23 protein-coding genes are annotated in these 25,577 nt (G+C 56.5%); 8 read left to right on the forward strand and 15 right to left on the reverse strand.

The genetic code is table 11. The features are described from left to right. Window positions 1-125 precede the first annotated feature (125 nt). The 3 genes from PUZ33_RS02965 (at window position 126) to PUZ33_RS02975 (ending at window position 2,922) form a co-directional block, all read left to right on the forward strand. Window positions 126-866, forward strand: a complete 741-nt coding sequence (locus PUZ33_RS02965; RefSeq protein ID WP_038980747.1) for a 5'-nucleotidase, lipoprotein e(P4) family — start codon at window positions 126-128, stop codon at window positions 864-866. A 142-nt stretch (window positions 867-1,008) separates the two neighbouring features. Continuing rightward, window positions 1,009-1,995 (forward strand): MBL fold metallo-hydrolase, encoded by a 987-nt coding sequence (locus tag PUZ33_RS02970; RefSeq protein ID WP_062676921.1) that lies wholly within the window; start codon window positions 1,009-1,011, stop codon window positions 1,993-1,995. A gap of 15 nt (window positions 1,996-2,010) precedes the next feature. After that, window positions 2,011-2,922 (forward strand): LysR family transcriptional regulator, encoded by a 912-nt coding sequence (locus tag PUZ33_RS02975; RefSeq protein WP_062676920.1) that lies wholly within the window; start codon window positions 2,011-2,013, stop codon window positions 2,920-2,922. On the opposite strand, the gene PUZ33_RS02980 is transcribed toward PUZ33_RS02975, so the two are convergent. Beyond that, window positions 2,913-3,797 carry a LysR substrate-binding domain-containing protein gene (locus PUZ33_RS02980; RefSeq protein ID WP_062676919.1) on the reverse strand — a complete coding sequence of 295 codons (885 nt, stop codon included), beginning with the start codon at window positions 3,795-3,797 and terminating at the stop codon, window positions 2,913-2,915. The two genes, PUZ33_RS02975 and PUZ33_RS02980, sit on opposite strands and share 10 nt — an antisense overlap. 115 nt (window positions 3,798-3,912) lie before the next feature. On the opposite strand from PUZ33_RS02980, the gene PUZ33_RS02985 reads away from it, so the two are divergent. The 3 genes from PUZ33_RS02985 to PUZ33_RS02995 all read left to right on the forward strand — a co-directional run bounded on the left by PUZ33_RS02985 (window position 3,913) and on the right by PUZ33_RS02995 (window position 7,114). Further along, the gene (locus PUZ33_RS02985; protein WP_047024849.1) at window positions 3,913-5,400 is read left to right on the forward strand and encodes a UbiD family decarboxylase; all 1,488 of its coding nucleotides are present in this window, start codon (window positions 3,913-3,915) and stop codon (window positions 5,398-5,400) included. Between the two features lie 126 nt (window positions 5,401-5,526). Further along, window positions 5,527-5,814 (forward strand): VF530 family DNA-binding protein, encoded by a 288-nt coding sequence (locus PUZ33_RS02990; RefSeq protein ID WP_023619621.1) that lies wholly within the window; start codon window positions 5,527-5,529, stop codon window positions 5,812-5,814. Between the two features lie 7 nt (window positions 5,815-5,821). Further along, window positions 5,822-7,114, forward strand: coding sequence for a glycoside hydrolase family 10 protein (locus PUZ33_RS02995; protein ID WP_062676918.1), 1,293 nt, complete (start codon window positions 5,822-5,824; stop codon window positions 7,112-7,114). 39 nt (window positions 7,115-7,153) lie between these two features. Here PUZ33_RS02995 and dsbG read toward each other — a convergent pair whose 3' ends face one another. The 14 genes from dsbG to PUZ33_RS03065 all read right to left on the reverse strand — a co-directional run bounded on the left by dsbG (window position 7,154) and on the right by PUZ33_RS03065 (window position 23,860). Further along, a complete protein-coding gene (dsbG, locus tag PUZ33_RS03000) occupies window positions 7,154-7,912 on the reverse strand; it encodes a thiol:disulfide interchange protein DsbG (RefSeq protein ID WP_062676917.1) in 759 nt (252 codons plus the stop codon). A gap of 42 nt (window positions 7,913-7,954) precedes the next feature. Beyond that, window positions 7,955-8,566, reverse strand: a complete 612-nt coding sequence (locus PUZ33_RS03005) for a DsbA family protein (RefSeq protein ID WP_045294147.1) — start codon at window positions 8,564-8,566, stop codon at window positions 7,955-7,957. Between the two features lie 7 nt (window positions 8,567-8,573). Beyond that, complete coding sequence (locus tag PUZ33_RS03010) at window positions 8,574-10,604, reverse strand: protein-disulfide reductase DsbD family protein (RefSeq protein ID WP_062676916.1); 2,031 nt, start codon at window positions 10,602-10,604, stop codon at window positions 8,574-8,576. A 47-nt stretch (window positions 10,605-10,651) separates the two neighbouring features. After that, window positions 10,652-11,023 carry a hypothetical protein gene (locus PUZ33_RS03015; protein WP_013096558.1) on the reverse strand — a complete coding sequence of 124 codons (372 nt, stop codon included), beginning with the start codon at window positions 11,021-11,023 and terminating at the stop codon, window positions 10,652-10,654. A gap of 90 nt (window positions 11,024-11,113) precedes the next feature. Next, complete coding sequence (locus PUZ33_RS03020) at window positions 11,114-11,680, reverse strand: RNA polymerase sigma factor (protein ID WP_274205297.1); 567 nt, start codon at window positions 11,678-11,680, stop codon at window positions 11,114-11,116. A 5-nt stretch (window positions 11,681-11,685) separates the two neighbouring features. Beyond that, on the reverse strand, window positions 11,686-12,105 hold the full coding sequence (locus PUZ33_RS03025) for a hypothetical protein (protein WP_062676915.1): 420 nt from the start codon (window positions 12,103-12,105) through the stop codon (window positions 11,686-11,688). 761 nt (window positions 12,106-12,866) lie between these two features. Beyond that, window positions 12,867-14,417 (reverse strand): methyl-accepting chemotaxis protein, encoded by a 1,551-nt coding sequence (locus PUZ33_RS03030; protein ID WP_023619630.1) that lies wholly within the window; start codon window positions 14,415-14,417, stop codon window positions 12,867-12,869. A 97-nt stretch (window positions 14,418-14,514) separates the two neighbouring features. After that, complete coding sequence (locus tag PUZ33_RS03035) at window positions 14,515-15,531, reverse strand: LacI family DNA-binding transcriptional regulator (protein WP_020688679.1); 1,017 nt, start codon at window positions 15,529-15,531, stop codon at window positions 14,515-14,517. A 28-nt stretch (window positions 15,532-15,559) separates the two neighbouring features. Further along, a complete protein-coding gene (locus tag PUZ33_RS03040; RefSeq protein ID WP_062676914.1) occupies window positions 15,560-16,966 on the reverse strand; it encodes a sucrose-6-phosphate hydrolase in 1,407 nt (468 codons plus the stop codon). Beyond that, the gene (locus tag PUZ33_RS03045) at window positions 16,966-18,336 is read right to left on the reverse strand and encodes a sucrose-specific PTS transporter subunit IIBC (RefSeq protein ID WP_029883319.1); all 1,371 of its coding nucleotides are present in this window, start codon (window positions 18,334-18,336) and stop codon (window positions 16,966-16,968) included. The genes PUZ33_RS03040 and PUZ33_RS03045 overlap by 1 nt, the downstream gene beginning before the upstream one ends. Before the next feature lie 67 nt (window positions 18,337-18,403). Further along, window positions 18,404-19,921 carry a carbohydrate porin gene (locus PUZ33_RS03050; protein WP_062676913.1) on the reverse strand — a complete coding sequence of 506 codons (1,518 nt, stop codon included), beginning with the start codon at window positions 19,919-19,921 and terminating at the stop codon, window positions 18,404-18,406. Between the two features lie 169 nt (window positions 19,922-20,090). Beyond that, window positions 20,091-20,984, reverse strand: a complete 894-nt coding sequence (locus tag PUZ33_RS03055; protein WP_058650749.1) for an aminoimidazole riboside kinase — start codon at window positions 20,982-20,984, stop codon at window positions 20,091-20,093. Between the two features lie 88 nt (window positions 20,985-21,072). Further along, window positions 21,073-22,284 carry a diguanylate phosphodiesterase gene (locus PUZ33_RS03060; RefSeq protein WP_062676936.1) on the reverse strand — a complete coding sequence of 404 codons (1,212 nt, stop codon included), beginning with the start codon at window positions 22,282-22,284 and terminating at the stop codon, window positions 21,073-21,075. Window positions 22,285-22,375: 91 nt separating this feature from the next. Beyond that, a complete protein-coding gene (locus PUZ33_RS03065; protein ID WP_274205296.1) occupies window positions 22,376-23,860 on the reverse strand; it encodes an alpha/beta hydrolase in 1,485 nt (494 codons plus the stop codon). A 267-nt stretch (window positions 23,861-24,127) separates the two neighbouring features. Here PUZ33_RS03065 and PUZ33_RS03070 point away from each other — a divergent pair, with 267 nt between their 5' ends. Further along, entirely contained in the window at window positions 24,128-24,982 is an 855-nt protein-coding gene (locus tag PUZ33_RS03070) for a MurR/RpiR family transcriptional regulator (RefSeq protein WP_062676911.1), read from the forward strand. A 12-nt stretch (window positions 24,983-24,994) separates the two neighbouring features. Continuing rightward, on the forward strand, window positions 24,995-25,570 hold the full coding sequence (gene ddpX, locus PUZ33_RS03075; protein ID WP_013096545.1) for a D-alanyl-D-alanine dipeptidase: 576 nt from the start codon (window positions 24,995-24,997) through the stop codon (window positions 25,568-25,570). The last annotated feature ends 7 nt before the right edge of the window (window positions 25,571-25,577 follow it).

The following is a 25,577-nucleotide window of genomic DNA, read 5'->3' on the forward strand; positions in this document are numbered from 1 at the left end:
AAGTACAAGCTTAGTTCAGGATCTAAAGCACGTTTCAACAGAGCCCCAACGTGCAACCGTCATTTTTCTGTCACTTAAATTCATTACGCTTTCGTCATTTTGACAAGGGTGTTAAGGAAACAATAATGAATTCAATAGCTAAGGCATTACTGGTGGCAGTACCGATGTTGAGCGCAACCGCTACCGCGGCAAATAATGAACTGTGTGAACCAAAAGCCTACGAAATGGCGCTGCGTTACCAGCAGAAGTCGGCTGAAATCATGGCGCTTCAGCTGCAGACGTACCGTTTTGCCACCGGCCGTTTTGACGAGAAAGTGAAAGATCTGAAAACGCCAGAAAATTACGCGGTGGTCATGGATCTGGATGAAACCGTGCTCGACAACACCCCGCTGCTGGTGCGCGACATGGAACAGTGCCATGACTACACCCAATGGGATACCTGGAGCGACTGGGAAAAACAGGGAAAACCCGGCCTGATCCCCGGCGCGAAGGCGTTTCTTGAGCATGTGAATCAAAGCAAGGTGCGTATCTACTATGTCTCTGACCGCATGCAGGAAAATAAAGCAGATACCATCAACACGTTAAAATCCCTTGGTCTGCCGCAGGTCTCGGACGACAGCGTGCTTCTGGATACGGTGAGTAAAGAAGAGCGCCGCCAGAGCATCCTTAAAAAGCAACAGATCATTATGTTGTTTGGCGACAGCCTGCCCGATTTCGCCGTGCAGTTTAAAAACAAAAAACCGAGTGAGCAGCAGCGCGAGCTGGTTGAGGCAAGCGCAGAGCATTTTGGCAATGACTGGATTGTGCTGCCTAATGCCGCTTATGGCTCATGGTCAAAAGCCACGCCGGACAGCTGGAAGCCGTAACAATCTGCCCGCCGGGCACGGTATTGCCGTTGCCCGGCCAACCCACTGAGCTATCCATCCCATTTATAGGTCCTATCACTTTTGAGCGGGTTCTTAAATTTTGATGCATAAGTAAGATGAGGACTTTCTAAAGGAGATCATCATGCTTACTGTCAAGAAACTTGCCTTCTCTACGCTCATCACCAGTTCACTGCTCTTCTACCCTGCGCTGCACTCCCTGGCAGAGACGCCTCAGCACGTGGTGAAACAACCGGCGGGCGGCTACAGCGTTCAGGTGGGCGACGTGCTGGTTACGTCGTTTACGGACGGCAGCGTCGCGCAGGATCTGCACACGCTATTGCGCCGGACCACAGAGCAAAAAACCGATGCGTTACTGGCGAAAAATTTCCAGTCTAACCCGGTTGAGGTCTCCATTAACGCCTTTCTGATTGCGCTGCCGGGACACAAAATTCTGGTCGATACCGGTTCAGGCCAGCTTTTTGGTCCGGGCAACGGCGGGCGTTTAATCGAGAGCCTGGCAACGCAGGGGATCAAACCGCAGGACATCACGGAAATCTTACTGACGCACGCGCATTCCGATCATTCCGGTGGCCTGATAAAGGACGGTAAGGCGGTATTTACCAACGCCCGCGTGTTCGTGGGGAAACCGGATATCGACTTTTTCTTCAATGAAGAGAATCAGAAAAAAAACGGTTACGATCAGAACTACTTTGACGTGGCACAGAAGACCTTAAAACCGTATCTTGATGCCGGCAAAGTGGTGCCTTTTACCGGTACATCAGCGCTGCTGCCGGGTATTACCGGAACGGTTCACCCCGGCCATACACCGGGCTCGGCCTTCTATACGCTGGAAAGTAAAGGCGAGAAAATTACCTTCGTGGGCGACATTATCCACGTCGCTGCGGTACAGTTCCCGCAGCCTGATGTGACCATCGCCTACGATGAAGATCAGGACGGAGCAGCCCGAGTGCGCAAGCAGGCCTTTGACGACTTTGTCAAAAACAGAGATCTTATTGCCGCGCCACACCTGCCGTTCCCCGGTATCGGTTATGTCACCAAAGGCGAACGCGCGGGCTATGCCTGGGTTCCGGTTACCTATACCAACCGGGACGCCAGCACAGCTAAATAAACAACGGAAAACAACATGACGCCATTTTCAGACCTGGATATTGACCTGATATTGACGTTGGATGCACTGCTCACCGACCGGAACATCACGCACGCCGCCGCACGTCTGGGGGTCAGCCAGCCCGCGCTGTCAGCCCGTCTTTCGCGCCTGCGTGCCATTTTTGGCGAGCCGTTGTTTATCCCTTCCCCACATGGACGTGGGGTGTTGCCCACACCCCGAGCCGAGGCGCTGAGGCCTCAGGTCGCGGCCGTTCTGCGTGGCATCAGCGCGATGCTTGCCCCCACCGGGTTTACCCCCCGCGAGAGCAATCGCACGTTCGTCATTGCCCTGCATGAAAACCCGGCCCTGATGCTTGGGGCTGAACTGCTGAATCACATCAGACGTGAAGCGCCGGGGATCCGCCTGCGTTTCGCCCTGCCGGAGTGGGTGAACCTGCCCCAGCAGCTGGAAAGCGGAGACGTTGATATTTACATCGGCGTGAGTGCGGGCGCGCACGACGGCTGGGTCAGACGCAAACTGTTTGAAGACGCGTTTGCTACCGCCCAGCGCAAAGGGCATCCTCGCGGTACGGGGCCGCTGGATCTGGCGCAGTATTGCGCCCTCTCTCATCTGGTGGTCTCCTCCCAGGGCGATCCATTTACCGGCTTTGTCGACCAGACGCTGGCCGGGCTGGGATATCAGCGCAACGTGGTGATGTCCACGCAAAGCTATGCCATGGCACCACCTCTGGTGGCGGGGACTGACCTGATTTGCACCTTACCGGGACGCATGTTGCAGCAGTTCGCCACCACGCTGGATATTTTCCCGCCCCCGCTGCCACTGCAGCCGATCGCCATCAGCATGTTCTGGCATCCTAAAAACAGTCAGGACACGGCGAACGCCTGGTTGCGCGAACAACTGCTGCTGGCCGCCGGGCGTCAACCCTGAGCAACGGTGGTGAGGAATTTTTTTAAGACTTCAGAACGAATGATTCGGTGACAAACCAGCGTCAGCTCGCTCTCCCTGAGCCGATCAATAATGTCGACGTAAACCACATTCCCGACGCTCACCGCCCTGGCTGAGGCGGGCAAGAGCGCAATACCAAATCCCGCCGCGACAAGGCTGATGACGGTGGGCACGTCGGTGGCATTCTGCACCACCTCCGGCTGGAAACCCGCACCGTTACAGGCGTCATAGAAATATTGTTCCAGCCCCATGCCTTGCGGATCGCGCAGCGAGATCCACTTTTCGTCCTTCACGGATGAAAGTGTCAGTGCGGATGACGTGGCCAGGGGGTGTTGGCGAGGCAGTGCCAGCACCGTTTTCTCTGAGGTAAAGGGGCGAGATTGCAGATCGTCAGGTAACGCAGGCAGCGGAGCCCGGATAATCGCCACGTCCAGCTGGTTGGTCTGCACGGCTTCGTAAAGCGTCTGCACGTTCCCGGTCATCAGCGAAATGGCAATTGCGGGCCAGTTCTCGTGCAGCTGGCGCAGCGTTGCAGGCAGCTTACCGTCGAACATCGCACTCGATACACATCCCAGATTCAACACCCCCTGTTCGCCACGGGCGGTTTGTCTGGCGTCCAGCACGGCCTGCTCGGTCATCGCAATTGCCAGCCGGGCTTTGACCAGAAACGCGTCTCCGGCAGGCGTCAGGGTTAAGCGACGATGTGCCCGGTTAAACAGTGTGACGCCCAGACGCGCCTCCAGCGCTTTAATCTGCTGGCTCAGCGCAGGTTGCGCCATGTTCAGACGCTCCGCGGCGCGGTGCATATGGAGCTCTTCGGCTACCACCAGAAAATTACGCATCAGACGAAATTGCATAATGAAGTCCCGCGAAAATTGATAATAAAATTCTTATCAAAATAGCATTAATGATGCAATTGATGATATCTGTCGTTCGCCCAACAATGGAGGTCAGCCATTAAGGGAGAAAAACATGCAAAACCCCATCAACGATCTCAGAAGCGCCATCGCGTTGCTGCAACGCCATCCAGGTCACTATATCGAAACCGATCACCCGGTAGATCCCAATGCTGAACTGGCGGGCGTCTACCGCCATATCGGCGCGGGCGGTACCGTAAAACGCCCCACCCGCACGGGCCCGGCCATGATGTTCAATAGCGTGAAGGGCTACCCCGGCTCCCGCATCCTGGTAGGTATGCACGCCAGCCGGGAAAGAGCGGCGCTTCTGCTGGGTTGTGAACCCTCGAAGCTGGCGCAGCACGTTGGTCAGGCGGTGAAAAACCCGGTTGCACCGGTGGTGGTTCCGGCCTCGCAGGCACCGTGCCAGGAGCAGGTCTTTTACGCCGACGATCCGGACTTTGACCTGCGTAAGCTGCTTCCGGCCCCGACCAACACGCCGATTGATGCAGGCCCGTTCTTCTGTCTGGGGCTGGTACTGGCAAGCGATCCGGAAGATACCTCGCTGACCGATGTGACGATTCACCGTCTCTGTGTGCAGGAGCGAGATGAACTCTCTATGTTCCTTGCCGCCGGTCGCCATATCGAAGTTTTTCGCAAGAAGGCCGAAGCGGCGGGCAAACCGCTGCCGGTAACCATCAATATGGGACTTGACCCGGCTATCTACATTGGGGCCTGTTTCGAAGCGCCAACCACGCCATTCGGTTACAACGAGCTTGGCGTCGCCGGGGCATTACGCCAGCAACCGGTGGAGCTGGTACAGGGCGTGGCGGTAAAAGAGAAAGCGATCGCGCGGGCGGAAATCATCATCGAGGGCGAACTGCTTCCCGGCGTGCGCGTAAGAGAAGATCAGCACACCAACACCGGCCACGCCATGCCGGAGTTCCCGGGCTACTGCGGCGAGGCGAATCCATCTCTGCCGGTGATCAAAGTGAAAGCCGTGACGATGCGAAACCACGCGATCCTGCAGACGCTGGTGGGCCCGGGCGAAGAGCACACCACGCTTGCCGGTTTGCCGACCGAGGCCAGCATTCGCAACGCGGTCGAAGAGGCTATTCCCGGCTTTCTGCAAAACGTCTATGCGCACACCGCCGGAGGCGGTAAATTTCTCGGCATTTTACAGGTGAAAAAACGCCAGCCGTCAGACGAAGGACGTCAGGGCCAGGCGGCGCTTATCGCCCTGGCCACCTATTCCGAGTTGAAAAACATTATCCTCGTGGATGAAGACGTGGATATCTTCGACAGTGACGACATCCTGTGGGCAATGACCACCCGCATGCAGGGCGATGTGAGCATCACCACGCTTCCGGGGATCCGCGGCCACCAGCTGGATCCGTCGCAGTCGCCGGATTACAGCACCTCGATCCGTGGAAACGGCATTTCCTGCAAGACTATCTTCGACTGCACGGTGCCGTGGGCGCTGAAGGCGCGGTTTGAACGGGCGCCGTTCATGGAGGTTGACCCCACACCGTGGGCGCCGGAGCTGTTCAGCGATAAAAAATAGACCGTCGTCGCCGTTTCTTCGCCCCACCGGGTGAAGAAACGCAAGCTTAAATTGCCGCTTCCCCTGCTTTCTTGTACCCTTTCAGCGTTTACCCCAATCCCCTGAAAATCGAGACACCAGACGCCTATGACTGCACATATTTCCAAAGATCCTTTGCATGGCGTTACGCTGGAGATGATGGTCAACGCCCTGGTGGCGCGATATGGCTGGCGCGAGTTGGGCGATCGAATCAAAATTAACTGTTTCAGAAATGACCCAAGCGTGAAGTCGAGCCTGAAATTCCTGCGCCGTACCCCCTGGGCACGCGCGGAGGTCGAGGCCCTGTATCTTGATTCCCTCAATGATAACGGGACCGCTGAACGCGAGGCGCCCGCCTTTAACCCCTGGGCCAATAGTCGGATAACCAAGAGCTAATACGCAAATGATGCGACATGTAAAACGGACTGGTGCGCTGCTTGGCTGCGCGCTTTTACTTGTTAGTTGCTCCTCAAAACCCTCAAAGTCGCTGGTCACACCGCTCCCGCCCCCAGGCAAACCGACGCAGCAGGCAAACGAGCCGATGCGTGGGATCTGGCTGGCAACTGTCTCCCGTCTCGACTGGCCGCCGGTCGCGTCGGTGAATGGCCGCAGTGCTGACCAGCGTATTGCGATGCAAAAACAGGCGCTGATCGACAAACTCGACAATCTGAAACGCCTGGGAATTAACACGGTGTTTTTCCAGGTAAAACCGGACAGCACCGCGCTCTGGTCGTCCAAAATCCTGCCGTGGTCAGATATGCTTACAGGCAATATTGGCGAGTATCCGGGCTACGATCCGCTGCAGTTTATGCTCGATGAAGCCCACAAGCGTGGGATGAAAGTTCATGCCTGGTTCAACCCCTATCGCGTTTCAACCAATACCAAACCGTCAACCATCGCCGCGCTGAACCGCACCTCATACCAGCAACCGTCCAGCGTCTACGTGCAGCACCCTGAGTGGGTTCGCATCGCAGGCGATCGGTTTGTGCTCGACCCGGGCATCCCGGAGGTGCGTGACTGGATAACCCGGGTTGTGACCGAGGTGGTGGCGAACTACCCGATAGACGGCGTGCAGTTTGATGACTACTTTTATGCCGAATCGCCTCGCTCAACGCTGAATGATGCGCAGACCTACAGACAATACGGCCAGGGGTTTAGCTCCAAAGCCGACTGGCGTCGCCACAATACGCAGCAGCTGATTGTGCAGGTCTCTCGGGCGATCAAACAGACAAAACCGCAGGTTGAATTTGGCGTCAGCCCGGCGGGCGTCTGGCGTAACCGCTCTTTCGATCCGGCAGGATCCGACACCCGTGGCGCGGCGGCGTATGATGAATCCTACGCTGACACCCGTCAGTGGGTGCAACAGGGGTTGCTGGACTACATTGCCCCGCAGATCTACTGGCCTTTCTCCCGGGATGCGGCACGCTATGACGTGCTGACCAAATGGTGGGCCGACGTGGTGAAACCGACCCATACCCGTCTGTACATCGGCATTGCGTTCTATAAAGTGGGCGAGCCGTCGAGAAATGAGCCGGACTGGACGATTCAGGGCGGCGTGCCGGAGCTGAAAAAACAGCTCGATCTCAACGACTCCCTGCCGAACGTGAATGGCACGATCCTGTTCCGCGAAGATTACCTCAACCAGCCGCAGACGCAGCAGGCGGTAAACTACCTGAAAGGACGCTGGGGAAGCTAAGTACAGTCAGGCAGAAACGCCCTGTTTCTGCCTGTTTTTTTACGGCTTCGGCCCGAACATCGCCTCAAGCTGCTTCGCGTCCGGCATACCGACAACCTGCTGGAGCTCATTCTGGTCATTGAGATAATAAATGGCCGGTGTGGCATTCGCCCCCAGACTGTCCATTAACGCCTGGTGTTTTTGCAATATCGCCACGGTTTCACGCGAGGCGGTGCCTTCCGGTTTAGGCAGTTTTTTACCGCCGGACAGTTCATACTCCTTCCACGCCGTAACCGGATCTTTTGCATTCAGGATCGCAGATGCGTTACGGCCGCTGTTTGGGTTGAGAAACGCCACCAGCAGCGTATTGAGCTGCACCTTACCCGCCTTCACCCACGGCTGTGCTTCCGACCAGAATGCCTTGCAGTACGGGCAGAACGGGTCAGCGAAAACAAAGACTTTGCGTGGCGCGTTATCCGCCCCCTCTTTCAGGGGGTGCGCGGCGTTAAGCTGTTTCCACATTTCGCGTCCCATCGGGGCGTAGATCTCTTTCTGAAAAATACCCTCGCTGAGGTTTTTACCCTTCTCGTCATAGAGATAACCCGAAATAACGTGCTTTCCGTCAGGTGTCAGAAAGAGCGTCACCCCCATGTCCTGATATTGCCCCAGCCAGGCGGGTGCGCCACCGGGCACGTCAATTTTCTTGAGGATCGTAATCTCCTGCTGCTCGCTAAAGGTCTTCACGACATCAGGTATCGTATCCGCAGCCTGCGCCAGCCCTGACGCAGTCAGCAGCGAAAGTAACAGTAATTTATTCATGTCCCTCTCCGGTTTGTTCGGGGGCCTGCGGCCCCCTACAGGTTAGCGGTTTTTCAGTGCATCAGTGACCATTTCATCAAACTGTTCAAACGGCACCCAGCCAGGTAACAATCCTTCGCCAATCAGCGTGGCCGGTGTCCCCTGAATGCCCAGTTTCTCGGCGATGATCAGGCTGCGTTTTACCGTGACCAGGCTCGTATCATCCGGCGTTGCAACATTCACGCCCGCGCGCTTTTGCGCCTCCTGAATGCTGGCGTCATCGTGATACCCTTTTTTCGCCATCAGGGTCTCGTTGAATTTCATAAACTGCTCAGGATGTGAACGCCAGACGGTTAACGCGTCGCGCGCGGCAGTCAGCGAGCTCTCCGAACGGAATGGCAGAAACTTAAACACCACCGCCACCTGCGGATGTTTCTCAACGATCTTCTCCAGATACGGATCGAATTTTTTGCAGTAGGGACAGTTGTAGTCCGTAAACACCACCAGCGTCAGTTTTGGATTTTTGGCACCGATACGCGGCGAATCCGGGTCGTTAAACAGAAAATCGTAGACCAGCTTCTGAGCGCGTTGCTCCTGATCCGGGGTGATCGGGTCCGCCGCCATGACCTGGGCTGACGCGAAAAACAGCAGAAACGTAATAAGGATTTTTTTCATAACAGCGTTAGCCTTTTGCTTTGTTCAGGGTGGTTATCAGGGTGCGTTTGTCCAGCAGTGGCGAGAGGATGTCGCCCTCCGGCGTTCCGGGGCCATACACCTGATTAAACGGGATGGCGTAGCGGTTGCGTGTTTTCAGAAACGCCGCAATCGTCTCTGATGGCTGACTCCAGTCTCCGCGTAGCGCCACCACATCCGGCTGGCGCAGCGCGGCGATAACCTCCGGCTGATTGAGCACCCGGTGCTCATTCACCTTGCAGGTGACGCACCAGTCCGCCGAGATATCCACAAACACCCGTTTCCCCTGCGCAAGCGCATCGCTGATTGCCTCCTCACTGAGCGGCTGCCACGGGATTGACTGTTCGCTATTCTCAGTCGTGGTAACCGGCGTTGCGTTCACTATCCCGCGCAGCTGATATCCGCCCAATATGGCCAGCACGAGCGCCACCACCCAGAACAGCGGCGACGTTTTCTGAGCGCTTAGCGCACAGGCCACAATGGCAACCACAATCAGAAGCAGCATCAGGATGTGGCTGAACATCTCGCCCAGGTGCAGACTCAGCAACGTCACCAGCCACAGGCTGGAGGCCAGCATCATCCCCCCCAGAATCACCTTCAGGGTATTCATCCAGCGGCCAGGTTTTGGCAGCAACAAGGCGGTTTTGGGGATCAGCGCCACGAATAGCCACGGCAAGCTCATGCCCACCCCGAGCATCAGGAAGATAAGCCACAGGGAATGCAGCGGTGCGCCCAGCGCAAAGGCCACGGCCGTACCGAGGAACGGCGCAGAACACGGCGTGGCAAGCAGCGTGGCAAACACACCTTCGCAGAAGCTGCCCGTCAGTCCGGTTCCGCCCGTTGTGGCGAGCCGTCCGGTGGCGGCGGAAGGCAGAAACAGCTCAAACGCACCAAACAGGTTCAGCGCGAAGATAAAGGTCACGGCAACCATCAGCCCAATAAACCACGGGTTCTGGAACTGGATGCCCCAGCCCAGCGACGCGCCGGTCACTTTCAGGACGGTCACCATCGTGGCCAGCAGCATAAAGGAGGTCAGAATACCCGCAGTGGTCGCCAGGAAACGCAGCCGGATCTTCCGCGTGTCCGTCCCCGCCTGCAGGACGCTGCTGAGTTTCATGCCCATTACCGGCAATACGCAGGGCATCAGGTTCAGGATCAGACCGCCCAGCAGTGCAAAGGCCAACATTTTGACTGTTCCCGCTGGCGCACTCTGCACCACGTCCGCGGGGGCTGCGCCTACGGTCAGTTGCGTTTGCTGGGCTTTATCGCCATTGGTGACGACAAACGACAGCGTTTTCCCCGCAAGCGTCGCGGGTTTATCGCCCCACTCATCGGTGACCGGAACCGCGACCTGAAGCCGGTTTCCGGTGTGCTTAATCACCGGTTCGCCGGGCAGAATGTCACCCCCCAGCGGGTCAAAATAGATCCCGGGATTGACCCATTCGCCTTCCGTCGTGCCCGTCATCATCAGCTTGCCGTCTGATAACCAGGCGCTGAAGTCTGACGACACGCCTGACGCACCGGGTACTGAACGCATCGCGTCTTCAAATGCCGTACGAAAGCCCGCATCCGCTGGCGTGCGGAAATCCAGATGCAGCTTATAGTCCGTCAACAGACAGACGTTGCTGCAGGTTGAGAGCGTAAGCGTGGCGTCGAGCACATCCGCGTCCGTCCCGGCGATCGTTATGGGGATCGTGACGCTATCGTGGTAGCCCTGGGTCGTCAGGCCCGAGATATCAAAGCGGGTAGGAACCGGCCAGAACCAGGTATCCTTAACGCCCTGTGGCCAGCTGATTTTCGGGGCCACGCCGCCCTCGCCCGGCGAACGCCAGTAGGTTTTCCAGCCGGGCTGCAGCTCGACGCTGAGCAGGCCGATGATGCGGTCGTGATCCCGCTCAGCCTGAAAGCGGATGCGGGCGTGATCGTTTTGCGGTGACACCAGCCAGCCCGTATCTGCCGCATGAGCAATACCCATGCAGGACAGCCACAGGAGGACGAGTCCCCTGAAAAGGTTAACCATGTTTTACTCCGTGAATAGTGAAAATTATCGTGTGGTGACGATGTTTTTCATTCACGGAAAACGCAGTTTTTGAGGTGTATTCGGGGAGGCGGTGCCTGGACAGGCTGCTCCCTGGAGAGAAATGTGCGCCGTTGGGTAAACAACTGCAGCAGAGCGAAGAAGATAATAATCGCCGGTAGCGCACCGTCAAAAAACAGCGGCTGGGCGCAAAGCAAAGACTGTGCGCCAAGTTGACACGGCGACGGGCCGGGCTGTTCAGCCTCCTGACCCGGGGCGTCAGCCATCATGAGCGTTTGCACCTGAGGATCCAGCCCCTGTAAAAAATGGTTGAGATAAACCGCACGCTGAACCAGGCAAATTGCCATTGCCAGACACGTGATTATCAGAAGCCATTTACCGAGAAGCTGACGGTTGCGCATAACGTTCCAAAATAACAAGACGCCCCGATCATAAACGATAGTGATGAATCTACAAGTCCCGACAGTGTAAGGTTTTGTCTGCCGGGAACATTATCCCCCTGTCAGCGCGTCATACACATCCCGCAATCGCGTGCGCAGGAACAACACGGCCTTATGCTTACGCAATAATAATGCCTGCTCGCTAACCCCGGTTTCCCCGGCCAGCAATTTGATGCTGTAGCCCTGTAGCTCCGTCTTCTCAAAGACCTCGCGCTGCGCTGCGGGCAGTTCAGCCAGCGCCTGCCCCAGCTCTTCCCACAGCAGCGTTTTGAGGTACTCCTCTTCCGGGGTATGCGGAACGCCGAACAGGGTTTCAGCGATCTCATCTTCCGGAAAATCGTCATCCTCCTCGCCTGTGAAACTGAAATAACCGGAGAGCGATACTTCACGCTTTTTCCGCGCCCGGTCGGTCATCTCATTTCGCGCCGCGCGAAACAGCCACGCGGCAACGTTTTCGACCGGCTGTTCCACCTTCATCAGCTGATACGTGATCTCCTGCAAAATATCGTCGGCGTCGTCACGTACCGGCGTTCTTCCGCGAATAAAGGCTCTCAGCCGGGCGCGGCAGGCATTAACCGCCGACATCAGCAAGGATCCGCCCGCCTCCCCGGTTTTCATCTCGCTCACTCTGCGTCCGGCGCTTTTGGCGTGTTGTCTTCACGCTTGTCATCACGGTGGCCGTGCCAGCCACAGTGCCCGCGACCATGGCGACCAAATCCTTCCCGGCGCTGCTGCATGAAGGCTTCACGCTGTTCGGGCGTCATGTTCATCCAGCGTTCGTGCATCCGGCGGTGCGCACCAAACATACCCGGACGGAACCCCAGACCACCAAACAGGATCCGGCTCAATATCAAAATGCCCAGCGCCTGCCAGAAGCCAATGGCTTTCACGCCGAGGATCGCCGGGAGTAAGGCGTTCCACAGGGACATCACCAGCAGACCGAGCACGATAAAAATGACCGCGCCGATGACTAAGCCCTTGCCCATACGGTGGCGACCGAATCCGAGCCCGTGACCTCTGCCGTGCATATCAAACTCTCTCATGGTGTTGACCTCGTTTACAGTAACTGATTATGGCTTGTGATGAGGTAGACGGATGAGGAACAAAAATATTGCTAAAAATTTTTAAAAACATCGTAGTCAATGTGGTTTACGCTTTTCGCGGCTGACGAGTGGAAACAGCATAAAAATTAAAACCCGTAATAATGCCGATCTGTTCGCACTTTTAAATCAGGTTATTTATTCAGCAGGTTTGATATTGATGCTTTTTAAATGCCCCATTCCAGTTATTGAGACTATTCCTATAATCATCCAAAAAACCTTCTATTTAACAATACTCTAAAGCGAGGCTTAATTAACTATCTTCAGTTAAAGGTTTGTAATCATTACATCTCTGTCTATTATTCAAAGCGTCATGCCCTGCAGCAGGAAATAGAAACAGACACATTAAAAAGGAGCAATCCGGTAATGATAGGCAGACTGACGAATTATATCCTCTGGTACCACACTGTCTGGGTGTTTATATTTTTATTAGTGGTCGGCGTGGCTGCTGGCGTATTTTTTAATGCCATACTGCATTTTCATGGGGATGACGCATTCCTGACAGGATTAATTTTCTTTTTATTCCCGGCGCTACTGGTATGCCTTCGGCTACATCGGCTATCAGCGAAACATCGCCAAAGATAATGCCCGTCACACCGGTTGTTGAATCAAAACACCTGGCAAAATTAAGCTGAAACCAACTACTTAGCCGCGTTTATTGCCGGGTGGCGCTACGCTTACCCGGCTTACAATCCACAATAATATCAAGCCTGCACTGGCAAACTAAAACTCGAAATACTCCGCGTGAGCTGCTGGGCCTGCTCTTCCAGCGACGCGGCCGCCGCGGCGGACTGTTGCACTAGCGCGGCGTTCTGTTGGGTCACGCCGTCCATCTCCGTCACTGCCTGCCCGACCTGACTAATCCCGCGGCTTTGCTCTTCAGAGGCCACAGAGATCTGCTCCATCAGCGTGTTCACTTTATTGACGGAACTGATAATCGAGTCAATGACCTCCCCTGAGCGCCCCACCAGTTCGGCACCGTTTTTGACGCTGGAAACCGACTGGGCAATCAGGCTTTCGATATCCTTGGCCGCCACCGCGCTTTTCTGCGCCAGCGTGCGAACTTCGCTGGCTACCACGGCGAAACCACGCCCCTGGGTACCGGCGCGCGCCGCTTCTACCGCCGCGTTGAGCGCCAGAATGTTGGTCTGGAAAGCGATGCTGTTGATCACGCTGGTGATGTCCTCGATGCGCTTCGAGTTTGCGGCGATGGTATTCATCGTTTCAATCACTTCACGCGTGACGGCCTCCCCGGTGTGGGCATTTTTCACCGCGTCCTGCACCAGTTTTCCGGCCTGATAGACGTTATCGGTGTTATTGGCGACGGTCGCGCTCAGTTCTTCCATGCTGGCCGCCGTCTGGGTTAGCGCAGAAGCCTGCTGTTCGGTGCGCGAAGCCAGGTCGATATTCCCGGAGGCAATCTCCTGTGCGGCATGGGTCACGGTATGACTCGCGTCACGCACCTGGGCGATGGTTGCCAGCAGCGCCTGGCGCATCTGCTCCATAGAGCCCATCAGGTGATCAATTTCATTGCCGGAATTCCCCTTCACCGGCACCGGAATATCCAGTTTGCCTGCGGCAATCTGGCTGCAATGTTCACGTGCCAGATTAACCGGTGCCAGAACAAGGCGTTTCATAAGCAGGCTGACGGCGACGATCACCAGCACAAACAGCAGCGCGATAGCAGCGATAATCGCCAGGCCAGAAACAAAGTTGCTGCTCGCATCTTCGTTCAGGCTTTTGGCATAGGCCTGGTGTACGGCCAGAACCTGGTCGAGGACAATCTCATACTGACGATCGAGGCGCGAGACTTCCGGTATCAGGGCGTTGAATTTGGCAATATCGTGCGCGGCGGCAGCATCAATGAGCGGTGCCAGCCCCTGGTTACGGTAATTCTGCCAGGCATCCTGATAAGCGCTTACCAGCGGCGCTTCATCGGTCAGACGGGGAGACGCCATAAAGGCAGCAAAGGCGCGATCGGCTTTGGTCAGTGCCTCTTTTACTGCGGCGAGCTTCGCAGATTCATCCGCTGATGCGCCCGCCTCTACCATCTTCACATACTCCATCACCCGGACGCGCAGCGTGCGGCTATGGTTGATGGGATCAATAATTGACAGCACCACCTGGATCTCTTTGTTCACGTTATCCAGGGAGTTATTACTTTTGATGATGAGGCCAACGCTGGTGAGGGTGCTGGCGATAAAGAAGAAAAGCAGCGAGAAAAAGACAATCAGGGATGATTTTTTTAACGACATGAACCGATACCTCAAAGAAAATTATTCCTTATGGTTATCGGCTAAACCAAAACTTAAATTAATTAAAGTTATTGATGTATCCCGTCGTCCGGCAGGGCTATTCTGCCGCTTTATAGCGCCGCTGCAGGGTGGCATCCAGTTTCCGCTGCACGGGCTCAGGTGTTTCACCGTCGATCAATTTCCCAATCAGATCAAAGCAGTGCCATGCAAGCTGACGGTTATCCTGGCGCACGGTATCCACCGGGATCGTGAGCGAATCGTAAAGATAGTGATCGTCAAAGCTGGCTAACCTGATGTCACTTTGCAACAGATTGTGCTGCCCCATGTAGCGCAGCACCCCTTCCAGCAGGCCGCAGGCGGCGGTGAACAGGGCTTTTGGCGGACGCCCCAGGCGAGCACAGAGTTCGGCGAACATCTCGTAACCGGAACTCGGGTGATAATTTCCGTGAATGATCCACTCCGGGCGCAGCGTAACGTTCGCGTCGCGCAGACCCTGTTTAAACCCTTCAAGGCGGTCGCGCGTGGGGGAAAGCCGTGGCTGCCCACCGAGGAAATAAAACTCATCGGGGTGCTGGCGGGCGATGTCGGCCACCAGTTTGGCTGTCGGGGTAATGGAATCGGTGATCACCAACGGCAGCGAGCTGTCATTCATATGGCGGTCAAAGAGCACCACGGGCAGCTGTTCACTCAGTTTCTGGTAATCCGCATCGTTGAGCATGCTGGAGGCAACAATCAGCCCGTCGACCTGACGCGCCACCATGTTGTTGACCACCACGGTTTCCTGCCCCGGATTTTCATCGCTACAGGAGATGAGCAGCTGAACGCCCGCCTCGCGGCACAACGTCTCCAGTTCGTGAGAAAACACGGCAAACCCGTAGTTGGTGATCTCCGGGACCACCAGACCAATGGTGTGACTGCGGTTATCGCGCAGCGAGCGGGCGTGAATGCTGGGCTGGTAGTGATGCTCTTTCGCAATGGCCAGCACGCGCTCACGGGTCTCTTCCGCCACGCGCAGCTCTTTGCTGCGTCCGTTCAGTACCAGGCTGGCGGTGGCTTTTGACACCCCCGCCAGCTCCGCGATGTCTTTAATGGTGACGCGTTTTGTTTTTCTCACAACGACTTAGATCCGGCTGCCAAAACCGCTATTCTACCATGCAGCCGCGCAGCGACCAGTAGCGTAATGTGATGTCGGACGCACCTTCGAATCGCACACGGGCCGGTTGGTCAGGAAAATAGCGACTGCTCATCACCCCTTCGCCGTGGTTGATGAAAATTTCGACGCTGGAGCGGTCGCACAGAACGCGCAGATGGTGAACCTCACCCAGCCAGTAGCGGGTTAAGGTCTCACCCGTTTGCAGGCTGGCACGTTCCAGACGCAGGCCATTGCCATCGATCGTGAGGTGCAGCGCACCGGCAAAATCCAGTTTCGCGCAGGCAGCGCTCAGCTCGAACTCAAGGCGTGAGGCATCAAGCTCCGGCGCATCGCAGGCGTTGCCCTGCCAGTGCAGTTCCTCTTCACGCAGCATTTCCAGCTCACGCACCGGGGTCTGCCAGAGCTTGCCGTCGCGGTAGCGCAGCTCTCGCGGACAGGTCATCTGATGGATCCAGCCCTGTGCCCGGGTGGGCTGCAGCATCTCTTCCCCGTCAGGCACGCCCATCCAGCCAATCAGGATCCGCCGGCCATCATCCGCCAGCGTCGTTTGCGGGGCGTAGAATTCAAAACCGGCATCCAGTTCGTGTAACGCACCGTGCTTAAATGCGCCGCGCTGATAGTCAAACGCCCCGCTCATCCAGGCTGCCGGATAGGTGTTGAGATAACGATGCGGCTCACGCGCCAACCCCTGCGGGCAGCAGATCAGAACGTGCGTCCCGTCGAGGGCAAACAGGTCCGGGCACTCCCACATATATCCCGCATCCGTGAGTCCGTTGACGCCGTGACCGGCGATTTCTCCGCACGATTCCCACGTGTGCAAATCGGCAGACCTGAACAGCAGCACTTTGCCCCGCTTTTGCACATCCTGCGCGCCCAGCACCATGTACCACTGCCCGTCGTGCTGCCACACTTTCGGGTCGCGCACGTGGCCGGTGTAGCCATCCGGCAGCGCCAGCACCGGCCCCAGTTTTTTAAAGGTCCCGTCCGGTTGTTCCACCGCCAGGCACTGCCAGGCGGTGCGGCTGCCGTCATCGAACTTAACGTTGCCGGTATAGCACAGCGTCAGCATCCCGTTGTTGTCCACGGCGCTGCCGGAATAGCAACCGCTGCGGTCGTACTCTTCATCTGGCATCAGCGCCATCGGCTCGTGCTGCCAGTGCAGCAGATCGTGCGAACTCCAGTGCCCCCAGCATTTATACCGGTGATCGCAGCCCAGCGGGTTCCACTGATAAAACAGATGGTAGCGCCCGGCGAACCAGATAAAACCGTTCGGATCGTTCATCAGCCCCGTCACCGGTGCCGGGTGCCACTGCGGGTAGTGGCGGTCGGCACGCGCGCACGGTTGGCCTTTCATCACGGCCTGCAGCACGGCAGGCCAGCGGGAAGGTAATGTCATTATTCAGAGTCCGTTTTATATTTCAGCAGCAGCGAGACGGTAAACGCCACGCCAAAGGCAATCACCATGCCGATAATATAGTTGAGCAGCGAACTGGCCTGCACGATGGCCATCCCCGGCAGCGCCGTCAGCCCTACCGCCGTCATGTAGACATGCACCGACACCACCCATGCGCCGCCCACCGCACCGCCAATCAGCGCGGCCACAAACGGTTTCACGAAACGCAGGTTGATACCAAAGATAGCGGCTTCGGTAATGCCGAGCATGGCCGAGAACGCCGACGGTAAGGTAATGGCTTTGATTTTTGCGTCTTTGGTTTTAAACCACACCGCCAGGCACGCACCACCCTGCGCCACGTTCGCCATGGCCCAGATGGGCAGCAGGAAATTAACGCCAATCGACGGATTCCCCAACAGCCCGGCTTCAATCGCGTGGAAGCTGTGGTGAATGCCGGTAATAACAATCACGGAATAGAGCCCGCCGAACAGCAGACCGGCCAGCCAGCCCGCGTGGGTAATCAGCGTGCTCAGAATAAAGGAGATGCCATCGCCTAACGCGCGTCCCGCCGGGCCGATAATCAGCAGCGCGATAAAACCGGAGAGAATGACGGTCAGGAACGGCGTCAGGATCAGGTCTAACGCATCCGGGATGACCTTGCGCAGGTTTTTCTCCACAATGCTCATAAACCAGACGGCCAGCAGCACCGGGAACACCGTTCCCTGATAGCCAATCATGGCAATCTCAAGGCCGAAAAAATTCATGGTGTGGAAGCCGGACGCCACGCCCCAGGCGTTGGTCAGCGCCGGGTGGGTCAGAATGCCACCTAGCGTGGCGCCTAAATAGGGGTTACCGCCAAACTCACGCGCGGCGGTAAAACCAATCAGGATCGGTAAAATAATAAACGCCGCCGAGCTGCACATATCCAGCATGATGTAGATGGCGTTATCGGCATTCACCCAGCCGTAGGTTTTCACCATTCCGAGCAGGCCCATCAGCAAACCGGACGCAACAATGGCGGGAATGATCGGTACGAAAATATTAGAAAGCAGGCGGGCAATGCGCTGGAACGGGTTGAGCTTACGCGCCGCGAGATCTGCCGCTTCTGACTTGCTGGATTCACCAATCCCTGCCGCCTGAATAAAAGCCGCGTAAACCTTATTCACCACGCCGGTACCAAAAATCACCTGCATCTGGCCCGCGTTACGAAAACAGCCTTTCACCCCCTCGACCTTGCCGATGGCCTGCTGGTCAGCAAGCGCATCGTCGACCAGCACCAGACGAAGGCGCGTTGCGCAGTGCGCGGCACTGGCGATGTTCTCTTTGCCACCGAGCAGCGGAATGAGCGCACGGGAAATATTATCAAAATCCATAGTTACCTCTGCCTGACTTCATTTTTATGATGTTTGATACGCTCCCGCCTGGCGGGAGCGTGAAGGGTTAAAACCAGGTTTCCATCTGGACCCCAAAGTTCCATTCCCCGCCAGCGTTAAAGCCGCTGCTGCCAAAGGCGTCATCGCTGGCGTAGTTATCCAGTTTGCTGCTCCAGTCCATCCAGGTGGCAAACAGGCGCAGTTCAGGACGGCTGAAGAAATCGCCAATTTTGCCCGCCTTTAAGGTCGGCGCGAAGGTCAGCTTGTAGAAGCTGCCGTTAACGGCGTTGCGATCTTTGTATCCTTCCGGGTTCAAATCCATGTACTGATAGCTGCCCTCAAACGCCAGGGCGAAATTCTGCGTAACCTCTTTGATCAGGCGGGTATTGAGCGTAACCCACTCGTAGCTGTCGCCTTTGACATAGCGGTCTTTACTGCTCTGGGCCAGTACAGCAGGCGCGATATGCCAGCCACCGCCGAGCGGCGTGACACCGTAACTTGCGAAGCGCCAGGTATCGGCTTCTGACAGCAGCGCGCCATCAGAGCCGATGCTTTTAACTTCTGCCCCCAGGCCGTGACCATACAGCAGCGCCGTTTTCGCTGAGCCTTCTCGCAGGCCGTAGAAGCTGTCATTGTGCAGACCCACCAGGGCATGCACGCCGGTGTTCGCCGCATCGGTTTTAATCAGATCGCCATTGCTGTCCTTGCGTTCGTCGTTATCCTTCGCCCGCAGGCCGCTCACCATCAGCTGGAATGGCCCGGCAAAGTGATTCATGCTGAGGATATAGTTCTGAACGTTGTTGTCGATCTGCTCTTCGCTGCCGAAGTTGCGCCCGTAAATCGAGAAGTTGCTGCGCAGCGTATCATTCCACTTCACGTCATAGACACCGCCGCCGGTACCGGCGAGGAACACGACATCAGAATCCAGCCAGTGAATATCAAAGTTATCGCGGTCAAAGCGTTTACCGGCCCAGAAGGTACTCCCTTTCAGCGCGCCAGTGAAATCAGGCAGATTGCCCAGCTCGGCAAAGGCCTGACGAATGTTAAGATCGCTGGTATCGGCTGACCAGTCGTTATAGGTCTTTTGCCCGTCGGCTAACATGGCCTTAAAGCGCGTGGTCGCTCCGCTCTCCAGCGTCTGTTTGTGTTCCACATTTAGCTCAACGTAGGTATCCGCTTCGTTACCCAGACGACCGACCGCGCCCCCGGTTTCCCCGGCAGGTGTCAGATACGGACCGCTTTTGCTGCTGGACGCCGCATCATTCATCAGCAGACCTGAGCGGGCATAACCGTGAAATTCAAAGCCACTGCTCTGATCGGCTTTCTTTTCCAGCACCGTGGTACGCTGGGCCACCTCCTGGGTGGTGTTCTGCGTTTGCTGCTGGGCGGCAACCAGCTGCTGCGTTTTTTGTTCTGCTGCCGTCGCGCGTTTCTCCGCATTCTGGGCGCGCATTTCCGCATCCTGAAGACGCTGTTCCAGCGCCGCCAGGCGCGATTCAATGCTTGTCATATCGGTCTGGGCAAAAACAGAGGTACTACCGGCCAGCATGCCAATCATCACGGCAAGTCTGCGTTTTTTATACATTTTGTCGCATCCCTAAAAAAAGTGTTTTGATAATGCTAAATTGCTAAACCGGTTTAGGTTGCTGATACTAAACCCGTGAATTTTGGATCGGCAATACTTTTTGCTAAACCGTTTTAGTAAGTGTGATCGAGGCAACAATTCAGGCCGCCGGTCGGCGGCCAGGAAGGAATTACAGGTTGTGACGGTACGGCAGCGCGGTCATTGCCCCTTTGGCCGTCGTGGCCAGTGCACCACAGCGCTGGGCCAGTGCAAGGGTTGTTGCCAGATCCTGGCCTGACGAGGCCAGGCCGAACAGCAACCCTGCGACGAACGCATCGCCTGCGCCGGTGGTATCAACACACGCTACAGGTGTGGCCGGATAGTGTGTCGTGATGCCCTCATGCCAGGCCATTACCCCCTCTTTACCCAGCGTCACCAGCACCAGTCGGGCCGGACAATGGCGCATCAGCGCCGCCAGACCAGTTTCGATATGGGATTCGCCGGTCAAAAACGTCAGCTCTTCAACGGAAAGCTTCACCACGTCCGCGCGCTGTAGCGCCAGTTCGAGGCAACGGCGAAGATCGCCCTCATCCTGCCAGAGGTCGGGGCGAATGTTGGGGTCGAAGCTGACAAAACCACCGGCTTTTTTAATTGCATCCATCGCCTGAAAAGTGGCAGAGCGACTCGGCTCCGCGCTGAGCGCAATGGAGCAGACGTGCAGCCACTCTTTGGCCCTGAAAGGCGGCAGATCGGTGGAATCGAGAAACAGATCGGCGCTCGGCCGAACCATAAACGTAAACGAGCGTTCGCCCTGTTCGTCCAGATCAACCACCACCGTTGAGGTGCGGTGAGCCGGATCGAGGCGCATCCACTGCACATCAACCTGCTCATCCGCCAGCGTTTTCTGCATAAAGCGGCCAAACGGATCGTCGCCGACCCTGCCAATAAAGGCACTTTTTCCGCCCAGTCGGGCGATGCCGACCGCCACATTTGCCGGTGCGCCGCCGGGACATTGCAGCAATTTGCCGTCCCCCTCTGGCAGTAAATCCACCACTGCATCACCGAGTACCCAGATTTTATCCATGTCATCCCCGTAGCTAAACTATGTTAAACCGTTTTAGCTATTTAAACACAGGCTGACCAAAGGGGAAATAATCAGGAAGGAAAAAGCGTTATCGTACCAGGTGTGGCCAGTGAATATCGCCCACCCCGTTAAGCTGCGGCCGGGCAAACAGAAACCCCTGAAAACGGCGAATACCGGCGGATTCCAGCCAGCACCACTCCTCCAGCTTCTCAATGCCTTCCGCCACCAGCGTGATCTCAAGGTCGGTGCAGCAGCTCACTATCGATCGGACAATCGCCTGTTTTGGGCCGCTGAGATGAATATTGCTGACTATTTCCCGATCGATCTTGATTTTATCCGGCTGGAAGCGGGTAAGCAGCGAAAGCCCCGCATACCCGGAGCCGAAATCATCGATCGCCAGGCCAATACCTTCACCCCGAAGCTGTTTGATCGCGCTGTTGAACTTGTTAAAGCCGGAAATCATCTCGTTTTCAGTCACTTCTATGACCACCTGCTCCGGCTGAAGCCCGTGTTGTCTGATTTGCTCCACCAGAAACTCGACCGCCCCGGGCACCTTGACCAGCGACATGGGAAGCAAATTCACCGCAATTTTATGGCTGCCGATACCCAGTTTCTCCGCAAGCGCAAAGGCATACGCTTTGGTTTGCAGATCCACTTCGTAGAGCTTGTCCTGATCGAGCGTTTTGAAGAAATGTTCCGGGCTCCCGCCATCGTTGCCACGAATAAGCGCTTCAAGTGAACTGATTTTCCCTTCCGAGGGCTCGACTATCGGCTGCAGCGCAAACTGACAGATTTGACCGGCAATTAACCCCATGGCCTCACCGAAGGGCGCTTTTTCACATGCGAGCGTCCATTTTCCCGCATCCACCGGGCTCCTCGTCTGGCCGGTATGTTTCCCGGTGATAAAGGTCTGAATGAATTTGAACACCCGATCATCGGATATGAGATAGCTTTCCAGCTGGCTGTAATGCAAAACCGACTCAAGCACCTCTTTTGGGGACTGGACCTGCAGGTCAAACAGCAGCATGCCGACATTGTCAAACCGTCTGCGGGGGCCGTAATCCCGCATCAGTTCGACGACGCCACTGTGGCGCTCATCATCGCGAATTTTGTGGAACAGCTTCACGACGCTCTCTTCCGCCCCCTCAAGGATTTGCAGGACGTCACAGCCGTTCGAGAGCAGGACACCCGTGATGTTCAGTTTGGCATTGCGGCTTCGTGCTCGTTCTACCAGCGCGCTTAATTCTGCGGACCGGCAGGATAAATGTAACTGGCTTCGATAAATCAGCGTGGTGAGCACAGGAATGGGTTCCAGAATAAGGGAGGCGCCGGGGAAGTTACTGTTTAACATACTTCACCAGCGCTACCTAATAAATTAACGGCTTAAGGGATCACCCTTTTTCCTCCGTCCCGATGCGGTTGTCGATCCGCATCTTCATGTAGTCGTAAAACGGATTTGAGGTCACCCGCATCAGGGCATCTTTACCCACGCTCAGTACGGAGGTCTCTCCCCACAACGCAATGGTGCCCAGGCTGATGCCATAGCGGTTTTTCGCGGCAGGATGCCGGCCATACAGATCGTCATCAGGCGGGAAAGGTACGGCGACATGCGAAAGCGAATAGACCTCCGGCGGATACTGCTGCGCCAGCGGCTCCACGGTCTCCTCTGTGCTGCCTGCGGGGATGTGCTTCGCGACCGTGGCGAAACGCTCCGCACTGGCGTTGGTAACAATCGTGACACTGTAACGTCTTTGCGCAGACGGCAACAGCTCAGAGAGGGCCGTCCACGACGACGGCCGGAATAACGGGCGGAAACTCGCCGCCTGGTTGATATCAAACACCACCAGTTCGCTGCCGTTGGCCGGGAGCTGGTCAAATAACCCCGTGACAACCGCACGGGTACTGACGGTGGAATCCATCACCGACTGAAAGGCCAGTACCGGCGGCAACCGATCCAGCGTGTGGTTTTGTGCATCGCGGCCAATCTGCTCCTGCAGCGCCTTCGTCAACAGCCACGACTGACGCGCCGCGTTTACCGGGAAAGAATTGTATTTGTAAGGATTATACTCCGGCGCGATATTCAGCCAAGCCGCTTTCGCAAACGCCGGTAACAGTGCCGGTAAGCCTGCGAATCCGGCAAAGCGGGCAAACGCCGTGACGCCGATCATCGGTGACAACAACACCAGTTGCTGAGGTTTTCGCAGCGAAGGCGACTCCAGCGCGTCCAGGGTGTATTTCATCGCCAGCGCCCCGCCGTTGGAATAGCCCACCAGATGCAAAGGAACGTTATCCCCCGCCAGACGGGAGTCTTCGCGCACGGCAAGACGCGTCGCCGCCAGCCACATCTCCCAGTCAACGTTTGTCAGCGCCCCTGGTGCCGTCCCGTGTCCGGGCAGGCGCGGCACCACGGCCACAAATCCGCGCTGCTGATAATCAACGGCAAGGTGCTTAACGCTATAGGGCGAATCGGTGAGTCCGTGCAGTAAAACCACCGCACCACGCGGTTTACCGGCAGGCATCAGCACAAACGAGCGATTTGCATCCGGAGTAAATTTTCCGGGCCACACCAGGCTCTGACGGTAGTAGCGGTTTAAGGCGGTACGCTCCTCCCCCTTCGTTTTTGCCGTGACCGCGTTATCCAGGTCGGTGAAGATGGCCTTTTCCCGGTCGAGATAGTCAGCAAAGTTCGCCTTATCCAGCTCGCTTACGCTCATTTCATCCGCACGCCAGGTGTGCCAGAGATGTAACGCCGGCCCCTGCTGCGAGAGATATACCCGCACTGCCAGCAGCACAACCACGATAATCCCTATGACCATCGCCACTTTCTTTGCGAGAGCCATCAGGCGCACGCTGACACGCCAGGGCAGATTCGCCATGCCGGGTTCCTTCTCTTAGTCACTGTGTTTGTATCTTATCAAAAATGTGAAGGGGCTGACGTATTCACCAAATTCATCTCTGTCGAATCCGACAATGCACCAAAAGTGAACTACGCTGCACAAATGTTGATCATTGGTTAATCAAATATTGCATTAAATTTACAGCACAGCGGCTTTTCGCCGTCATGTGAACATGGCACGCGTCATGCATTGTTAACCAGGTAACAGAATTCCGGCCATTGACAGCCGGTTAACAGCGAGGCGGTAATGACCACCAAACCTGAAATGCTGAACCGTATCGAAGCCACCTTCAGCCAGCTGACGCCCAGCGAAAAGCGTGTGGCAAGCTGGATGCTGGCGCACGCCGCGCTGATACCGTTTGAGACGGCAGAGAGCGTGGCGCTGACTACCGGCACCAGCGGGATCACCGTCGGGCGCTTCCTGCGCAAGCTGGGGTATCGCAACCTGGACGATGCCAAAAAAAGCCTGCGCGATCCTTATCAGCCCTGGGGAATGAACGAACGCCTGGACTCCTGGCAACAGCAGCGTCCGCTTTCGGATCGTCTCCAGCACTCCCTTTCGCTGGAGGTGGATGCAATCACCCATGTTTATCAGCTGGCACAAACCGATGTCTTTAAGCAAATCGTCCATCAGCTCACCCATGCTGAGGCGGTGTTTGTGCTGGGTATTCAGTCAACGCGCGGGATTGCCAACGCCTTCTTCAGCCACCTGGAATATCTGCGCCCGCGCGTGAGCTACTCCGAGGGGTTATCCGGCAGTTGGGTTGAATCGCTCAACTCCGGTTTTGACCACCCTTATGTGGTGCTGACCGATACCCGCGCCTATTCCGCCATTGCCCGGCAGTACTGTCGTGTCGCAAGTGAGAAAGGTATTCCGATGGCCCTGATCACCGATATCTGGTGTCCGTGGGCGCGGGATTACCCTATTGATTTATTGCAGGTTAAAACCGATACCGGCCACTTCTGGGATTCGCTGGCCCCTGTGAGCTGTCTTTTCAACCTGCTGCTGTCAGGCGTGGTCCAGGCGCTGGGTGATGCGCTTGCAGACCGTCTGACAATAAACCGTGAATTACAACAAGAGTTTGGACAATTCGAACGCTAAAGGAGCGGAGCTATGCCCGAAGAGAGTGAACTGATTGATGTCGCCAGAATGTTTCCTGAGTTGCATATCGATCTGAAATACGCCACCGCCGATAACCTGACTGGCCGCCCCATTTATCAGGAGGCGCTGTGTTTGCTGCATACCGATGCCGCCACCGCGCTGGCGAAATCGATTGGCATCGCCACGCTCGCCGGACTGAAACTGGTGGTCTACGACGCCTATCGCCCTCAGCAGGCCCAGGCGCAGCTGTGGGATGCGTGCCCGAACCCGGAATATGTGGTGGATGTGGCCATTGGCTCCAATCACAGCCGCGGCACGGCCATCGACGTCACCCTGATGGATGAACATAACAACGTGCTGGATATGGGGGCCGGGTTTGATGAGATGGATGACCGTTCTCATCCGTATCACCCCTCCGTGCCGCCGCACGCCCAGCGCAACCGCCTGCTGCTTAACGCCATCATGTTTGGCGGCGGCTTTGTGGGGATCGGCAGCGAATGGTGGCACTTCGAGTTGCCAAACGCCGCCAGTTATCCCCTTCTTGACGATCGTTTCGCCTGTTTTCCGTTGACGCACACCCCTCTTTAAACCTGGA

This window comes from Enterobacter cloacae complex sp. 2022EL-00981 (genome assembly GCF_028737495.1).
GTDB classification, from domain to species: domain Bacteria; phylum Pseudomonadota; class Gammaproteobacteria; order Enterobacterales; family Enterobacteriaceae; genus Enterobacter; species Enterobacter cloacae.

Coding starts and splice junctions, on each gene's coding strand:
- PUZ33_RS02965 (WP_038980747.1), top strand. CDS start 126: ATGAATTCAATAGCTAAGGCATTACTGGTGGCAGTACCGATGTTGAGC.
- PUZ33_RS02970 (WP_062676921.1), top strand. CDS start 1,009: ATGCTTACTGTCAAGAAACTTGCCTTCTCTACGCTCATCACCAGTTCA.
- PUZ33_RS02975 (WP_062676920.1), top strand. CDS start 2,011: ATGACGCCATTTTCAGACCTGGATATTGACCTGATATTGACGTTGGAT.
- PUZ33_RS02980 (WP_062676919.1), bottom strand. CDS start 3,797: ATGCAATTTCGTCTGATGCGTAATTTTCTGGTGGTAGCCGAAGAGCTC.
- PUZ33_RS02985 (WP_047024849.1), top strand. CDS start 3,913: ATGCAAAACCCCATCAACGATCTCAGAAGCGCCATCGCGTTGCTGCAA.
- PUZ33_RS02990 (WP_023619621.1), top strand. CDS start 5,527: ATGACTGCACATATTTCCAAAGATCCTTTGCATGGCGTTACGCTGGAG.
- PUZ33_RS02995 (WP_062676918.1), top strand. CDS start 5,822: ATGATGCGACATGTAAAACGGACTGGTGCGCTGCTTGGCTGCGCGCTT.
- dsbG (WP_062676917.1), bottom strand. CDS start 7,912: ATGAATAAATTACTGTTACTTTCGCTGCTGACTGCGTCAGGGCTGGCG.
- PUZ33_RS03005 (WP_045294147.1), bottom strand. CDS start 8,566: ATGAAAAAAATCCTTATTACGTTTCTGCTGTTTTTCGCGTCAGCCCAG.
- PUZ33_RS03010 (WP_062676916.1), bottom strand. CDS start 10,604: ATGGTTAACCTTTTCAGGGGACTCGTCCTCCTGTGGCTGTCCTGCATG.
- PUZ33_RS03015 (WP_013096558.1), bottom strand. CDS start 11,023: ATGCGCAACCGTCAGCTTCTCGGTAAATGGCTTCTGATAATCACGTGT.
- PUZ33_RS03020 (WP_274205297.1), bottom strand. CDS start 11,680: ATGAAAACCGGGGAGGCGGGCGGATCCTTGCTGATGTCGGCGGTTAAT.
- PUZ33_RS03025 (WP_062676915.1), bottom strand. CDS start 12,105: ATGAGAGAGTTTGATATGCACGGCAGAGGTCACGGGCTCGGATTCGGT.
- PUZ33_RS03030 (WP_023619630.1), bottom strand. CDS start 14,417: ATGTCGTTAAAAAAATCATCCCTGATTGTCTTTTTCTCGCTGCTTTTC.
- PUZ33_RS03040 (WP_062676914.1), bottom strand. CDS start 16,966: ATGACATTACCTTCCCGCTGGCCTGCCGTGCTGCAGGCCGTGATGAAA.
- PUZ33_RS03045 (WP_029883319.1), bottom strand. CDS start 18,336: ATGGATTTTGATAATATTTCCCGTGCGCTCATTCCGCTGCTCGGTGGC.
- PUZ33_RS03050 (WP_062676913.1), bottom strand. CDS start 19,921: ATGTATAAAAAACGCAGACTTGCCGTGATGATTGGCATGCTGGCCGGT.
- PUZ33_RS03055 (WP_058650749.1), bottom strand. CDS start 20,984: ATGGATAAAATCTGGGTACTCGGTGATGCAGTGGTGGATTTACTGCCA.
- PUZ33_RS03065 (WP_274205296.1), bottom strand. CDS start 23,860: ATGGCGAATCTGCCCTGGCGTGTCAGCGTGCGCCTGATGGCTCTCGCA.
- PUZ33_RS03070 (WP_062676911.1), top strand. CDS start 24,128: ATGACCACCAAACCTGAAATGCTGAACCGTATCGAAGCCACCTTCAGC.
- ddpX (WP_013096545.1), top strand. CDS start 24,995: ATGCCCGAAGAGAGTGAACTGATTGATGTCGCCAGAATGTTTCCTGAG.